We start from the raw sequence: 13,763 nt of genomic DNA, 5'->3' as shown, positions 1-13,763 counted from the left end.
GATTGGCCGCTCACATGTATGTAGCGAGGTGGGTCCGGTCGCAGCCAGAACTGGGCCGGGGGGCCATCACCCTGGCCCGTACTTGCCTTCCATCCATGCGACTACGTCGAACACCCGCAACGCCGAGACTTCGTCGGGCAGATCGGCGTCATGGCGTAACCGCAGCAGCCGCTCGTGCAACTCGGGTGAGGAGCTGAGCAGCGCTCGAAGTGGTTCCCACAGTTGGGTCGAGCCAACAACCTCCGCCACGACGGAGTCGTAGATCGGCCTCAATTTTGGTCGCTTGCGGGCAAGTAGCTTGCTCGCGGTCGTGGCTCCAACGCCGGGAAGACTCATCAACTCTTTCCAAAGTTGCCAACCTGCCCAGTCGTCGCCCCAGGCCTCGCTCTCTTCAATGAGATCGCGATCTTCGCCAAGTTGATCAAGGAGTTCCTGGAAGGTGTGTGCCCGCGAGTCGAGCAGCTGGATCGCAGCACGGGCGGGGACGTCCACTGAAAGGAACGTGACTGCGACGAGATCGTCCGCGGTGAAGCGGTGACGGTCGGCCCATCTGGTCCCGGAGCTGTCCCAGGCGTCGAAGCGTGAGCCGGTGAAGGGACTCGGGCGTGAGTACGCCCCCGTCCCGTAGTAGCGGGAGAGGACCGCTCGGGCACGGCGACCGTCGGAGTCCTGAAGGAGTTCGGGCAGTCGCATCACGCCAGGATGGCGTGTAGCTAGCAAGGCGTCGGGTGTTCTTGGCGGGTTGTCTAGAGCGCGAGCGGCAGTCCAGGAGGTCGTCCGTCGAGACTGGAGCAATCGCGGCGGAAAGACGTGTCCGCTTCTCGGAGCAGTTCGCCGGCCGGGCTACTCGTGTGCGCATTGGAGGACCGAAGTATCGGAGTGATGCGGGGCCGGGCAAGTGAGTAGGCGAGGCAGCGCTCGGTTGAGGACCGCTCGGCAACGCGCCGCATGGGAACATGCAGTCCCCTGGCGTAGGAGCTCATATGTCTGATTGGACGTCTACCGCTTCTGTTCTGATTGCGGCTGGTGGTCTCGCGTATACCGGGAGCCAGTTCCAACTGCTGACTCGGGACAGGAAGAAGGAGAGAAAACTCGGGATTGAAGGCGTTTGCGTGTCGTGGTTTCCCGAGCACAATCCCCGGCGGGACGAGGTGCTGAGCGACGGAACAGCGGTTTGGAAGTACGTCTTTTCCGTCTACAACCCTGGCCAATTTCCGATTAGTCAGGTGGAGGTCGACATCCACTTCGCCATGGACGTCCGGCGCGTTCGGGGACAGCATCTCGATGACGCGTCTCACACATTGCGGCTCAGACAGCCCGTCATCGCAGGTGGAGCCACCCGGCCTTGGAACCGCTACCTGCGGATCGACTATGCGGCCGCTAGCCGTTTGCGCGAGACTATCGCGGCAGTCACCTTCATCGACTCCGAGGGTAAGCATCACGAGAACACTTGGCCCAAACAGCTGGCTGGCAGGGACTGACGCGACGGAATGGGGCAGGTCAACCTGTCTGGTCCGCACGGCTGTCCAAACGGGCCGCGGCATGCCTTTCACCCTGCATGCGGCTACATCCAGGGGGCGAGGTAGCCGGTGCACTCGGCCGGCTTGGTTGTGGTGTACAGCGAGGACACGTCAACCAAGACGCGGCCCGATGCGGGAATCAGTTCTGGGTATTCTCCGGCACCGCCGACGATCTCCCCGGCCTTGTTCGTGCACACCACCTGAAACGACGCCCCATCCAGCGGCCCACTAGTCGGGTTCGTGACTTCGAACCGCGCGCCGTAGGAGTCGGAGTACTCCGGTTGGTAAATCTTGCCGGGGAACGTGCCCCAGTCCTCAGATGTCTGGTCGTCGAAGGTTCCCTCGTCCTCGACCAGGACCGTGGCCTCGACGGCTGCGGGCTTCTTCCCCTTCGGCACCTCGACCTGGGTTGCTACCGGGAGCACCTGTCCTGGCCAGCTGAAGTGAGAGACCTGGGAGCCGCTTGCAAGTAGCTCGCCGGACTCGTCCAGCAGGTTGAAGTTGACGGTGACGGTCTGGCCGGCGTGGTCGTCGTCGTTCTGCACCCTAGCGATCGTCCAGGCGTAGCCGAACTGGGCGCCGAACCCTGAGTCCACGAGCGTCCATGGCTCCTTCTCGGGCGCCGGAGCACCGCTACCAGCCTCCGTTCGTGCGGCGTCTGAGAGCTTGTCGCTGGCGTCTTCACCGAGGTCCGCGGATTTGAAGACGTCCGCGTAGGCCTCGGCGCCAGAAGGGTCCATGTTCCCCGTGACGCGCAGGAGAAGGTTATTGCGGACCGTGTTCCACTCGCTTCCCAGGAGGCTGCTGCCAGATTGCAGATCCTGGATGTACTCGGACCGCTTCTCCGCGTCCTCTTGCGAAGGCCACTGCTCGATGGTCGCGCCGCAGTCAACCCCCGGCTCGTCCGCGTCGCAGGACACTCGCGAGTCGAAGACAACCGTTGCCGCCGTGTACCCATTCGGGCGTCCGATGAGGTCGTTCGGGTCGTTGTCCTCGTCGAGCTCGATCAACTGCGTGACGTCGGGGATCTGTGACTGCAGTACCAGAGCCGCGCTCCGAGCGGTGGGGTCGCTCGAATCCGAAGAATCGTCAGAACCACCACCGCATCCGGCAAGCAGGACCAAGGCCGCGCAGACCGCGAGCATCTTTCGCATGGGTGGACCGTAGTGCAGTCGTCCGACGGCGAGGTCGCATAGTGGACGTTGAGTTCGCCGAGTTGCTTCAGGCGAGGATTCGCCGGGCCTATCCGTGCTCGGGGTTGGTTGGCCCGCTTCGTGAATAGACCGCTGTCGCGGCGGAAAGACGCGCTTGCTTACGACAACTGCTCACCGGCCCGAAGGACAATCAAGTTGAACCCGCGGGAGTCGATGACGTGCCTCCAGACTCTCCGAGCGGTCGTTGGCTTGCTGCCTTCGAAGCGCCCGTGCGCCCTCTAATCCCGCCAGTGTTCGAGACGATCGTCGAGGACACGCGCCGCCCTGAGTCGCATCGCCATCTCCGGGTTCACAGCCAACATGTCGCCGACCGTTGCCAGTGGGTCGCCGTAGCCGGGAAATCGAAGTCGGGTCCCTCGAAGGTCTTGCCACTGAGCACCCCGTTGAATCAGGGCGGTCGGGCTCGACCGGCGGGCGGACCAGCAGCGCTCAAGTGCGTCGACGATGTGAGCCACGTAGCGCACCATCGAATCGAGCAACCCCTCAAGGATGGAGGTCGAGCGATGAAGAAGCACGAGCTGCTGAATTCCCTCACGTCGGTCGACGGTGGTGTCACTCAGCGCCTCCAAGTCAGTGAAGTCAGGCTGACGGGGGAACGGGCGAAGCATGGCACCCTCGGCAGCGAGATCGCCGACTTGCATGTTCCAGTTCAGACGGTTCGCGCGATGAGTGTCGGCGTTCCTTAGTGCGAACATCCACTCCATCCAGTCCGTCGGACCGAACTTGGGAGACTCGAGGACTGTCGCGAATAGCCCATCCTGAAGCTCGCGGCCATCTGTTCCTAGTGGGTCTAGCTTGGCAGTCGTGCTAGACGCCTTCGACTTCTTCGCTAGGTCCCGTACGCCCGACCACCCCGCGTGCTTCACAGAAACTGGTGCGGCACCGACGATGACGAGACACGCGGCGAGCCGATCGAGGCACTGGACCTGATGTGCAATGGAGTGTTCGCCGGTTAGCTGGATCGAGCGCTCGCGCCGCTCGTCGAAAGCTGTGCGCTCGGACAGCGCCTGGAAGAAGCCCAGCTGGCCTCGACTCGTCTGAACCTTGCGCCACTGCGAGCGCAACCATCTGTCCTCAGAGGCGAGACTCTCGCGATGTTGCTGCGCTTCATAGGAGGCGTTAACGAGCGCAGCCGCGGCTCCCGAGATCGACTCAATGAGGTACTCGGTCAAGATGGCGAGGCGACGGAAGTCGACTTGGCCGTCCCACCACCCAATTCCGCCTACGTCCGCGTCGACGTCCTCTACCACGGCTTCGCGTAGGGCATCCAGACGCTCGGTGGCAGGGCGAAGGCGAGTTTCGTAGGGCTGCGCGGGCACCCTAGTCATTGTCGCCGGTGGGTGCCCCGCAGGCTAGCAATACGCTCCGCGCTCTAGGCAGCAGCCACAAGACGTCACGCGGCGGAATGTCGCACTGGGTGATGGTCGGGTTCAGAAGTCCTGCAGGGGTCATACTGCGCCTGTGGGTAGTGATGTCTTCCTCAGCGTTGGACGAACCTCATCGGTTGAGCAAGAGGCCGTGATCAAGGCCTTGGAGCAAGCGCTCCGAACCACTGGTGTCGCACCGAGGACCGTCGGACGCACCGACTTCTCGTCGGCGGCGCCTCTGAAACAAATCGAGAAGGTCCTCGATGAGTGCCATGGCACCGTCGTCCTCGCGCTCGAGCGGATGTCCGTCGAGAAAGCAGTCGCTCGGCGAGGTTCGCCAGACGAGTCGGCCATCTCCCAAATACGACTGCCTACCGTCTGGAACCACATTGAGGCTGCCATGAGCTATCGGCAGGGACTCCCTCTACTGATGATCGTCGAGAGAGGTCTGCTCCCAGAGGGGTTACTTGAGCCCAGCTATGACTGGTACGTCCAGACGATCGCTCCTGATCCAGCGGCGTTCCAGACCAACGAGTTTCGCGCCGTACTGGCCGACTGGGTGAAGAAGGTCGAAGCCCATGCAGCGGGGGCATCTGTCATCGATACCCCGGTTCAAGACGTAACTGCACTTCCACTCGGCGTATTGTTGAAATCGATGACGGTTCCGCAAATATGGGCGGCGCTGGGCTCCATAGGGGCACTTCTCGTCACCGTGGCGCTGGTCGCATACAAGTTGGGTGCTGCGTGACGACGGCTTCGCGGCGGACTGCACCGTCCTTGACCCAAGTCTCTGACCGTGCTGCAGCGGCTGGCGGTGCTTCTCAGACGGGCGTGACGATTACATTGATGGCCCTCAGATCGGTGTCGCCCGCCGTGTAGCGATGGTGGACGTCGGCGGGCCATGCGGCGTGCTCACCGGTGGCGATCTCGACCGACTCATCGCCGTACTCCACGCGGCACGAGCCGGCGAGGACGGTCAGCTGCTCGACGACCCCGGGGGCGTGCGCCTCCGAGGACCGCGTGACGCCGGCGTCGACCCGCAGCAGCCAGACCTCGGAGGTCGCCGACGGGGTCCGCTCGGTGTGCAGGAGGACGGTCTCGAAGCCCTCGTCCGCCACCACAGACCCGTCACGGAAGTCGACCAGTGATGCGAGTGGGACGCCGAGCGGGCCGGTGAGCGCGTAGAGGGTGTCGAGGGTGGGGTTACGGCGGCCGGTCTCCAACTCGGAGAGGGAGCCCTTCCCGATGCCCGCCGCCGCTGCGAGCGCGGAGAGCGACAGGCCGCGCTCGGTGCGCAGGGCGCGGATCCGGGCGCCGACGGCGATCCCCGGTTGGCTCGTCATGACGTCCTCCCACTAGCCTGCGTTCTGTTTACAGAACGGAGTCTGTCATGAGCCAGGTCGCGACGTCACCGCACGAGGGCACCCCGGCCGTCGCCGGGATCGTCGCTGCGGTCGTCGGCTCCAGCAGCTCCTTCGTCGTGGTGCTGGCCGGGCTGACCGCCGTGGGCGCCAGCTCCGCCCAGGCGGCGTCGGGCCTGCTGACGTTGTTCCTGACCCAGGCGCTCGGCATGCTCTGGCTGACGCTGCGGCACCGCACGCCGATCACCCTCGCGTGGTCGACGCCGGGTGCGGCGCTGCTGCTGTCGACGGGCGTGGTCACGGGCGGGTGGCCGGCGGCCGTCGGGGCCTTCGTCGTGACCGGACTCCTGATCGTCCTCACCGGCCTGGTGCCGGCGCTCGGCGACCTGATCGCCCGGATCCCCACCTCGCTCGCCCGCGCGATGCTCGCCGGCGTCCTGCTGCCGATCTGCCTCCAGCCGGTGACCGGCCTCGCGGACTCCCCGGCGTACGTCGGGCCGGTGGTGCTCGCCTGGCTGGTCATGCACCGGATCTCGCGGCGATGGGCGGTACCGGTGTCGCTCGCGGTCGCGTTGGTCGTGGTGATCATCTCGGCCGGCTCGTCGGTCGATCCCGGCGACCTGGTCCCCACGCTCACCTGGACGACGCCGCACTGGTCGGTCGCCGCGGTCGTCAGCATCGCCGTACCGCTCTATGTCGTCACGATGGCCTCGCAGAACGTGCCGGGCGTGGCGGTGACGTCGAGCTTCGGCTACCAGGTCCCGTGGCGCGAGACGATGACCGTCACCGGCATCGGCACGCTGGTCGGGGCGCCCTTCGGTGGCCACGCCATCAACCTGGCGGCGATCACCGCGGCGATGACCGCCGGGCCGATGGCCGGGCCGGACCGCGGTCGCCGGTGGGTCGCGGCGGTGTCCGCGTCCGTGACCTATCTGGTCCTGGCCCTGGCCTGCGGTGCCCTCACCGCCCTCGTGGCTGCCGCCCCCGGGGACGTCATGCAGGCGGCGGCCGGGCTGGCGCTGCTCGGCACCCTGGCCGCCTCCCTGGCCGGTGCGCTCGCCGACGAGGACGACCGGGAGGCGGCCGTGGTGTGCTTCGTGATCGCCGCCTCGGGGGTCACGATCCTCAGCGTCGGCGCGGCGTTCTGGGCGCTGCTGGCAGGCCTGGTGCTGCGTCCGCTGCTGCGACCCGTCGTCAGCGCCGTACGCCCCTGAGTGTCGGGGCGGGTCCCGGTACGTCGGTCCGGCTCGTCGGCGATGTGCGTCAGCCAGGGCTCGGGGCCGCTACCGTCGCGGTATGTCCGCCTCGCCGCCCGTGACTCCTGGGTGGAGCTCGGTCGGCCTGTGCTGGGAGGGCGAGGAGTTCGACCTGCTCGGCATCGATCCCTGGGGCCAGGACTGGGTGCCTCTGGATAGGCGGATCGTGGTCGCCCATCCCTCCCGACCGGCGCAGCGTCACTGCGTCGATGTCTGGACGGTTCGTACCCCGGAGCGCGAGGTCACGTTCGCGGCCGGCGAGATGCCGGACCTCGCCTGGGCGTTCTTCCTCCCGGACTCGCCGCGTGCGGCGAAGGGGCCGATGCCGCGATGGGTGAGGGGTGCGGTCTGGACGTCCGGGACGCTTCTTCTCGGCTTCGGCCTGTTCGTCTGGTGGCTGTCGACGCTGCCCGAGAACTACTTCTGACACGCGGTCGTCGTCACGGGCGCCGGGGTCACCGCCGCGCTCGTCCTCCTCAGTGCCAGAGCCGTCGGCGAACGATCTCGCGCGGGTCCCGACCCTCCTCCAGCAGCGCCACCAGGCAGTCCGTGACCGCCACCGTGGAGCCCGACGGTACGGCGAGGGCGACCTGGTCGGGCCATTTCTCCCCGTCGTACTGGTGGTGGAGGTGGATGACGTCGCCGTGCTGCGCCGCACGGAGGCTGAGGTCGGGGAGCCGCTCGCGGACGAGCCGGGCGACCGCGCGAGCCCGTGACTCCCAGTTGCGGTCCCTCATCGCGGCGCCGACGGCTGCGTGGTACTGCGCGGCGTCGAAGTGCACGTCCGGAAGATCGAGGCCGTCGTCCGGGTCCTCGTGCATCGTGTTGACGCTGCGAGCGGGGTCCGGGCCGTCTCTCGGGTCGGGCAGCGCGGAGTGGTAGGCGCCGGTGACGGTGCGGAAGTCGGTCCAGCTCACCAGCCCGGCGTTCTCGGTGATCAGACCCGCGACGACGAAGCACCCGAACGCTCCACAGCCGCATCCGTAGAACGCGATGCGGCGCGGTTCGGACTGGGGGACCAGCGCGCCAGTGTCCAGGATGTCGGCCGGGTCGTTGCCGTTCTCCTCGTGGCCCGGGTCCAGCACGTCGACGCCGTCGACGTGCAGGCGGACCGTCGGGTAGTTCGGAGTCGATCGCTCGACGACGACCTCGAGCGTGGAGAGACGGTCGGGCACGGACCCGACGCTACAAGGACCGCGTCGAGTCGGTGGTGACAGACTCCGGCCCGTGTCCGGGTCAGTGAGCTCTGTCGGCGGAGCTTTTCTCCGAGCGCTCCCACGGATCCTCGGCGGCATCCTCGGTCTCGCCCTCATCGGCTCGTGCGGCGCCGATCTGGGCTTCGTGGGCCTGCTGGGCGCGGTGATCCTCGTGTTGAGCGTGGGGACCAACCCCGTGGTGTGGTGGCGCTACGTCCGCACCGGCGTGCCCGCAGCCTGGATCGTGCCACCGCAGTTCACCGAGCCAGGGCCGTGCAGCGTGGAGCTGCGGAGCGCCGGCGCGCGCCGCATCGACGCGATCAAGGGGCTTCGGGAGGTCACCGGCGCGGGGCTGGTGGACGCCAAGAACGCGGTCGAGTCCGCGCCCGTCATCGTCGTCCGCCGCCTGAGCGCCGCGAGCGCCGACCGTGTCCGCGACCGGCTCGAGAGCGCGGGTGCCACGGCCGCCGTACTCACGAACGACGACTAGATGCCGGTGATCACGTCTTCGCGGTCGCGGTGAGCCACCAGTCGGGCGCGGCTTCACGGTCCTCCACGGCGTTCAGTCGCTCACGGGCGTGGGCGACCAGCACGTCCGGAAGCCGCACCGCGTGCTCGTCGATGTAGTGGGCGAGTCCCTCTGGCCAAACGTAGGTCCCATCCGTGTACTCGACGACTCCGTTGTCGACGCCGCAGATCCTGCACGGTGAGTAGCCCATGAACGTCCGGAAGAGCGTGCCGGCGGCGAAGTAGTACGACGTCGCGTCCCGCTCGTCCTGATCCCAACCGGGGTCGACCCAGTCGCGCGGATCCGGGAAGGCGGAGGTCAAGTCTCCCTCGGAGCGCCAATAGCCGATCAGCGAGAGCGAGGTCATGCCCACATCATCCGCGCAGGCGCCCGCCACGGTCGCGATCCGTGTCCGCTCGTCAGCCTTTCAGCTGCGTCCACTGCCCCTCCGACACCACCTCGACGTTTCCGTCGACCACGGCGATCGCGCTCTGGTCGTCCAACGCGTACGCCGGCCCGCCGATGCGGGCAGCCCACGCCTCCGCCTCGGCCAACGTGTTGCCCGGCTGACCGTCGCGCGCGAGGTGCGGACAGATCGAGAAGTTGACGAGACCGAGCGTGCGGTCGTTGCCACTCGGCGGCCGCCACTGGATGAAGTCGTCCCCGACCTCGGGGGTCAGCACCATGCTCCCGGCGCTCAGCCCCACCCACACCGTGTCGGACAGCGAGGGGAGCAGGTCGGCGAGGCCGGACTCCCGCATCCAGTGGCAGAGGTAGAGCACGTCGCCGCCCGCGACCAGCAGGGCGTCCGCCTCCCTGACGCGCGGGACCCAGCACGACTCGTCGATGCTCGGCAGCGCCGTGAGCTCGAGGACGCCCATCGACCGCCAGCCCAGGCCGACCATCGGGTTCTCGGACTCCCCGCTGATGAACTGCCAGGCCCGGTCGCCCGGACCGACCCGGGGGTGGCCGTACATCGCCGTGGGGATGCAGAGGGCGTCGGACTCGCTGATCGGCTTGCCCAGCATCCCGACCAGTGCCGCGTGGATGCTGGCGTTCGTGACGCCCCCGGAGGTGAGCAGCAGCTTCACGGTGTCTCCCGATCGTGGCGGACGGTACGACGTACCGACCTCTGACCACCTCGGGACTCATCGGCGGAGACGGACACAATGCGGGGCGGCAGCGCCTCGAGCGGCGTCGCCGTCCTGCCCGTCCGGGACGCTCAGTCGCGACCCACTCGCACACCGGTGCGCGCCCCACTCGTAGGGTCACGCTCGAGCCTGCTCGCCCCGCCCCCGGAAGGACCACCGCCCCGTGCCTGGCCCCCTCGTCCTGCTGCTCGTCCTCCTCGCACTGGCGGCCGCCGCGGTCATCGGCTGGTGGCTGGTACGGCGCCGCGACGACGCCGGCCCCCGCCGACCCGACGACGTCATCGGCGATGTCGACAAGGCGTCGATCGACCAGCTCAAGCAGCTCCAGGTCGGCGACATCATCGAGTTCGGGATCGAGAAGTGGTTCGTGCGCGGGTCGCTGCACCTCGACGAGCACGGCTACACCTGGGACGAGTACATGCTCGACGACGCCGACCGGAAGCGCTGGCTCGGCGTGGAGGCCGACGAGGGCTTCGAGGTGACGCTGTGGGAGGCCCTCGCCGAGGGCGACATCGAGCAGGGCTCGCCCGGTGACCGCGACGTGATCGTCGGGGCCGTGGCCTACCGACTGCAGGAGCAGGGCGAGGCGGCGTACACCGCGGCGGGCTCGACCGGCACCGCCGCCACCGGCACGATGCGCTACGCCGACTACCGCGCCGTCGACGGGCGCCTGCTCGGCTTCGAGAACTTCGGCAGCCGCTGGGAGGCCTCGCTCGGGGCCGTCGTCCAGCCCTGGGAGCTGACCGTCTTCCCGAGCACGGACCGCAAGGGCACCCTGTGACCGGGACCCTCCACACGGGGCCGCGGCACGTCGACCTCGACGTCGCGTTCCTGGACGTGCGGGCGGCCGACCTCCGGTGGGCCGTCGACCTGGCGCCGCGGTCCGCCGTCGCGGAGCTCGTCGTGACCGTGGACGACGCGCTGAGCGTCGACCTGCGCGTGCTCGGCGCGTCCCACCAGCTCCGGCTGCTCCTCGACGGGACCCAGGTGTTCAGCGAGACCGTCGCGTGCGACGTGACCGACGGTGCGCCGCTCACCGCCGCGACCGCGGTCGCCGGGTACGACGTCGAGGCGCGCGTGCACGAGTACGCGCCGACCGAGTTCGCCCGTCGCGTGCGAGCGATCGAGGACGACCTCGACTCCCGTCCCGACCACGGCCTGCTCGCCCGCTTCCCCGGGACCCCGGGCGCCGTCACGGCCCTGGTGCTGACCGATGCCGCCCCTGGGCGGCCGGTGCGGTGGGAGACCTGGCACACCTACCCGAACACCGGCGAGATCGTGCACACCCGGTCCGCTCGGGTGCTCCCGGGGACGGCGGCCGCATGAGCACCCGGACCAAGGCGGTGCTGCTCATGTGCGGGCTCGCGCTGGTCGCGCTGTTCGCCATCCCGGCCCTGGCCTCGGACAACAGCCCGAAGGACTGGCTCGACGACCACTACACCGTCACCAGCGGCGCCGACCAGGACGACGAGACGATCGCCTACCGCTCCGACGACGACCTGGACACGACCGTCAACGCCATCATCGCGGGCACCGACCCCGACGACACGACCCAGGGCGACGCCACCAGCACTCCCGACGGCAGCACTCCCGACGCCGACACTGCGCGTGCGGTCTACCTCCGGTACGACTCGGACTGGATCGTCGCCGTGACCGCCGACGGCACCGGCAGCCGGATCGAGCTCGACGAGTTCGACCGCGGCTACAACCGGCACGGTGGCGCGGTCTTCCTCGGCGTGTGGGGCAGCCACTACGGCAGGGGCGGCGGCGGCAGCTTCTTCCGCGGCGGCGGATCCGGATTCGGAAAGTAAGGACCCCATGAACGACCTCCTGAACGACCTGCTCGCCACCCTCCTCTTCGCGGTGCTGGGGATGGGCCTGCTGACCCTCGGCTACGCCGTGGTCGACCTGCTGACCCCCGGCCACCTGGGCCGCAAGGTCTTCGTCGACCACAACCGGGACGCCTCCCTGGTCCTCGGGTCGTCGCTGCTCGCCCTCGGCGGCATCATCGCGACCTCGATCTACACGACCGAGTCCGACACCTGGCACACGCTGCTCGAGGCCGGCGCGCACGGACTGATCGGCATCGTGCTCCTCGGGGTGGCGTTCCTCGTGCTCGACCTGGCCACCCCCGGCCGTCTCGGGGACCTGGTGACCGACGAGAAGGACGACCCGGCCGTGTGGGTGATCGTGGCCAGCCAGTTCGCGGTCGGCCTCATCATCGCCGCGTCCCTGACCTGACCGCCCGGTGTCCACGACCAGGGCCGCCGGCTCGCCCGTGACGCCGGAGGTCGGCCGACCGGCGCAGGCCCGGGTCCGGCGGGTGCTGCTGCTCCTGGCGGTGTTCCTGTGCGCCGCCTGCGGGCTCGTCTACGAGCTGGCCCTGGTCACGCTCGGGTCCTACCTGCTGGGCTCGTCGATCACCCAGACCTCGATCGTCATCGCCGTCACGATGTTCGCGATGGGCGTCGGCGCGATCCTGGTCAAGCCGCTGCTCGGCCGCCCGCTGCGGGCGTTCATCGCGGTCGAGATCGGTCTCGGGCTGGTCGGTGGGCTCTCCGTCCCCGTCCTCTACGCCGCGTTCTCGTGGCTGCACGTCTACACGCCGGCCATGGTGGCGGTCTCCTTCGCGATCGGAGCCCTGATCGGCGCCGAGATCCCGCTGCTGATGGCCCTGCTGCAACGCTTGCGCGCGCAGGAGGCGGCCCGCGCGATCGCCGACATCAACGCGGTCGACTACGTCGGCGCGCTGGTCGGCGGCCTGCTCTTCCCGTTCTGGCTGCTGCCCCGGTTCGGCCTGCTGGAGGGCACCCTGGTCATCGCCGCGGTCAACGTGGCCGCGGCCGGCATGGTCGCGTTCGCGTTCACCACCGGGCGGCGCCGGGAGCGGTGGACCTCGATGGCCGTCTGCCTGGGCGTCATCGCCGGCCTGGTCCTGATGGGCACCCGGGCGGCGCAGTTCGAGGCCTCGGCCCAGCAGGCGCTGTTCCGGGACCCGATCGTCCACAGCGAGCGGTCGCCGTACCAGTCGATCGTGCTGACCCGCGGGGCCGTCACGGGCGCGGACCGCGACGACCTGCGGCTCTTCCTCGACGGCGACCTGCAGTTCTCCTCCATCGACGAGTACCGCTACCACGAGATGCTGGTCCACCCCGCGCTCAACGGCTCCCACGGCCGGGTGCTCATCCTGGGCGGGGGTGACGGGCTGGCGCTGCGGGAGGTGGTCCGCACCCCGGGAGTCGAGGAGGTCACGCTCGTCGACCTGGACCCGGCCGTCGTCGACCTGGCTCGCAGCTACGAGCCGTTGCGCGAGCTGAACGAGGACGCGTGGGCCGACGAGCGCGTCACCTACCTGGCGGCCGACGCCTTCACCTGGATCCGCGACCACGGCGGTGAGCAGGCCGGGCGGTGGGACTCGATCATCGTCGACTTCCCCGATCCCGACTCCACCTCGCTCGCGAAGCTCTACTCCGTCGAGCTCTATCGGATGCTGCGGTCCCTGCTCTCCGCGGACGGTCGGATGGTCGTGCAGTCCGGCTCGCCGTTCTTCGCTCCCGAGGCGTTCTGGTGCGTCGAGGCCACCCTGGCGGAGGCGGGGTACGCGACCACGGCGTACCACGCCGACGTCCCGTCGTTCGGCGACTGGGGGTTCGTCCTGGCCATCGCCGCGACCGCCCCGAACGGGCCGCCGCCGGCCTTGGGACTCGGGCCGGACACGCCCGCCACCCGGTTCATCTCGGACGAGGTCCTGGCGGCCGCCGCGGTGTTCCCGGCCGACCGGGCGCGCCGTGACGTCGAGCCGTCGACGCTGCTCGACCCGGCGATCCTGCGGTACGCCGACCGGGGCTGGGTCGGCTACTGACGGCGGTCCGGGTCCTTCAGGACCGGGGAGCGACTGCAGGGCGCAGCCACGCGACCACGTCGGCCAACCCGGCCGCCTCGGCGGCGGCCAGGGGGCCACACCCCTCCAGCGGGGAGACCAGGGCGGGGTCGGCGCCGTGCTCCAGGAGCGCGAGGGCGACGTCCGATCGTCCCGCCTCGATCGTGGCGACCAGGGCGGTCGACATCACCTCGGGGTGGATGAAGTCGACGTCGACGCCCCGGGCCAGGTGGAAGCGGACGAGCTCGAGGTCGCCGTCGCAGGCCGCGCGGAAGAAGTCCTTGTAGTCGCCGTGGGACATGCCGGGATG

General features: G+C 68.7%; 18 protein-coding genes. 10 read left to right on the top strand and 8 right to left on the bottom strand.

All coding sequences use genetic code 11. From position 1 onward, the window contains the following. Positions 1-66 precede the first annotated feature (66 nt). Positions 67-693, bottom strand: a complete 627-nt coding sequence (locus tag V7S47_RS08065; RefSeq protein ID WP_336561094.1) for a DUF6308 family protein — start codon at positions 691-693, stop codon at positions 67-69. A gap of 290 nt (positions 694-983) precedes the next feature. Here V7S47_RS08065 and V7S47_RS08060 point away from each other — a divergent pair, with 290 nt between their 5' ends. Continuing rightward, positions 984-1,481 carry a hypothetical protein gene (locus tag V7S47_RS08060; RefSeq protein ID WP_336561093.1) on the top strand — a complete coding sequence of 166 codons (498 nt, stop codon included), beginning with the start codon at positions 984-986 and terminating at the stop codon, positions 1,479-1,481. Positions 1,482-1,564: 83 nt separating this feature from the next. Here the strand turns inward: V7S47_RS08060 and V7S47_RS08055 are convergent, their stop codons facing one another. Beyond that, positions 1,565-2,674: a hypothetical protein gene (locus tag V7S47_RS08055; protein ID WP_336561092.1), complete on the bottom strand. Its 1,110-nt coding sequence runs from the start codon at positions 2,672-2,674 to the stop codon at positions 1,565-1,567. Between the two features lie 278 nt (positions 2,675-2,952). Next, positions 2,953-4,053, bottom strand: coding sequence for a hypothetical protein (locus V7S47_RS08050; protein WP_336561091.1), 1,101 nt, complete (start codon positions 4,051-4,053; stop codon positions 2,953-2,955). 142 nt (positions 4,054-4,195) lie between these two features. Between V7S47_RS08050 and V7S47_RS08045 the strand changes: the two genes are divergently transcribed. Beyond that, positions 4,196-4,849, top strand: a complete 654-nt coding sequence (locus tag V7S47_RS08045; RefSeq protein WP_336561090.1) for a hypothetical protein — start codon at positions 4,196-4,198, stop codon at positions 4,847-4,849. A 73-nt stretch (positions 4,850-4,922) separates the two neighbouring features. Here the strand turns inward: V7S47_RS08045 and V7S47_RS08040 are convergent, their stop codons facing one another. Beyond that, the gene (locus V7S47_RS08040) at positions 4,923-5,444 is read right to left on the bottom strand and encodes an XRE family transcriptional regulator (RefSeq protein ID WP_336561089.1); all 522 of its coding nucleotides are present in this window, start codon (positions 5,442-5,444) and stop codon (positions 4,923-4,925) included. 47 nt (positions 5,445-5,491) lie between these two features. Between V7S47_RS08040 and V7S47_RS08035 the strand changes: the two genes are divergently transcribed. Beyond that, positions 5,492-6,676: a benzoate/H(+) symporter BenE family transporter gene (locus tag V7S47_RS08035; protein WP_336561088.1), complete on the top strand. Its 1,185-nt coding sequence runs from the start codon at positions 5,492-5,494 to the stop codon at positions 6,674-6,676. An 82-nt stretch (positions 6,677-6,758) separates the two neighbouring features. Continuing rightward, the gene (locus tag V7S47_RS08030) at positions 6,759-7,145 is read left to right on the top strand and encodes a hypothetical protein (protein WP_336561087.1); all 387 of its coding nucleotides are present in this window, start codon (positions 6,759-6,761) and stop codon (positions 7,143-7,145) included. A 49-nt stretch (positions 7,146-7,194) separates the two neighbouring features. On the opposite strand, the gene V7S47_RS08025 is transcribed toward V7S47_RS08030, so the two are convergent. Further along, a complete protein-coding gene (locus V7S47_RS08025) occupies positions 7,195-7,893 on the bottom strand; it encodes a hypothetical protein (RefSeq protein ID WP_336561086.1) in 699 nt (232 codons plus the stop codon). 52 nt (positions 7,894-7,945) lie between these two features. Between V7S47_RS08025 and V7S47_RS08020 the strand changes: the two genes are divergently transcribed. Then, entirely contained in the window at positions 7,946-8,404 is a 459-nt protein-coding gene (locus V7S47_RS08020; RefSeq protein ID WP_336561085.1) for a ribosomal protein L7/L12, read from the top strand. 10 nt (positions 8,405-8,414) lie between these two features. Here the strand turns inward: V7S47_RS08020 and V7S47_RS08015 are convergent, their stop codons facing one another. Together V7S47_RS08015 and V7S47_RS08010 are read right to left on the bottom strand one after the other, a co-directional pair. Then, positions 8,415-8,789, bottom strand: a complete 375-nt coding sequence (locus V7S47_RS08015; RefSeq protein WP_336561084.1) for a hypothetical protein — start codon at positions 8,787-8,789, stop codon at positions 8,415-8,417. Positions 8,790-8,841: 52 nt separating this feature from the next. After that, positions 8,842-9,513 (bottom strand): Type 1 glutamine amidotransferase-like domain-containing protein, encoded by a 672-nt coding sequence (locus tag V7S47_RS08010; RefSeq protein ID WP_336561083.1) that lies wholly within the window; start codon positions 9,511-9,513, stop codon positions 8,842-8,844. A 223-nt stretch (positions 9,514-9,736) separates the two neighbouring features. Here V7S47_RS08010 and V7S47_RS08005 point away from each other — a divergent pair, with 223 nt between their 5' ends. The 5 genes from V7S47_RS08005 to V7S47_RS07985 are packed head-to-tail and all read left to right on the top strand — an operon-like array spanning position 9,737 to position 13,435. After that, the gene (locus V7S47_RS08005) at positions 9,737-10,354 is read left to right on the top strand and encodes a DUF4178 domain-containing protein (RefSeq protein WP_336561082.1); all 618 of its coding nucleotides are present in this window, start codon (positions 9,737-9,739) and stop codon (positions 10,352-10,354) included. Beyond that, complete coding sequence (locus V7S47_RS08000; protein ID WP_336561081.1) at positions 10,351-10,899, top strand: DUF2617 family protein; 549 nt, start codon at positions 10,351-10,353, stop codon at positions 10,897-10,899. Before V7S47_RS08005 ends, V7S47_RS08000 begins: the two co-directional genes overlap by 4 nt. Then, entirely contained in the window at positions 10,896-11,384 is a 489-nt protein-coding gene (locus V7S47_RS07995; RefSeq protein WP_336561080.1) for a DUF4247 domain-containing protein, read from the top strand. The genes V7S47_RS08000 and V7S47_RS07995 overlap by 4 nt, the downstream gene beginning before the upstream one ends. A gap of 7 nt (positions 11,385-11,391) precedes the next feature. Further along, positions 11,392-11,814 carry a DUF350 domain-containing protein gene (locus V7S47_RS07990; RefSeq protein WP_336561079.1) on the top strand — a complete coding sequence of 141 codons (423 nt, stop codon included), beginning with the start codon at positions 11,392-11,394 and terminating at the stop codon, positions 11,812-11,814. 7 nt (positions 11,815-11,821) lie between these two features. Then, a complete protein-coding gene (locus V7S47_RS07985; protein ID WP_336561078.1) occupies positions 11,822-13,435 on the top strand; it encodes a polyamine aminopropyltransferase in 1,614 nt (537 codons plus the stop codon). Positions 13,436-13,451: 16 nt separating this feature from the next. Here the strand turns inward: V7S47_RS07985 and V7S47_RS07980 are convergent, their stop codons facing one another. Beyond that, positions 13,452-13,754 (bottom strand): ankyrin repeat domain-containing protein, encoded by a 303-nt coding sequence (locus V7S47_RS07980; protein ID WP_336561077.1) that lies wholly within the window; start codon positions 13,752-13,754, stop codon positions 13,452-13,454. Between the last annotated feature and the right edge of the window lie 9 nt (positions 13,755-13,763).

It is taken from the genome of Nocardioides sp. CCNWLW216 (assembly GCF_037120545.1).
In the GTDB taxonomy this organism is placed as follows: domain Bacteria; phylum Actinomycetota; class Actinomycetes; order Propionibacteriales; family Nocardioidaceae; genus Nocardioides; species Nocardioides lianchengensis.
Note: the sequence above shows the minus strand (reverse complement) of the source record. Positions and strands in the feature narration are given on the sequence as shown.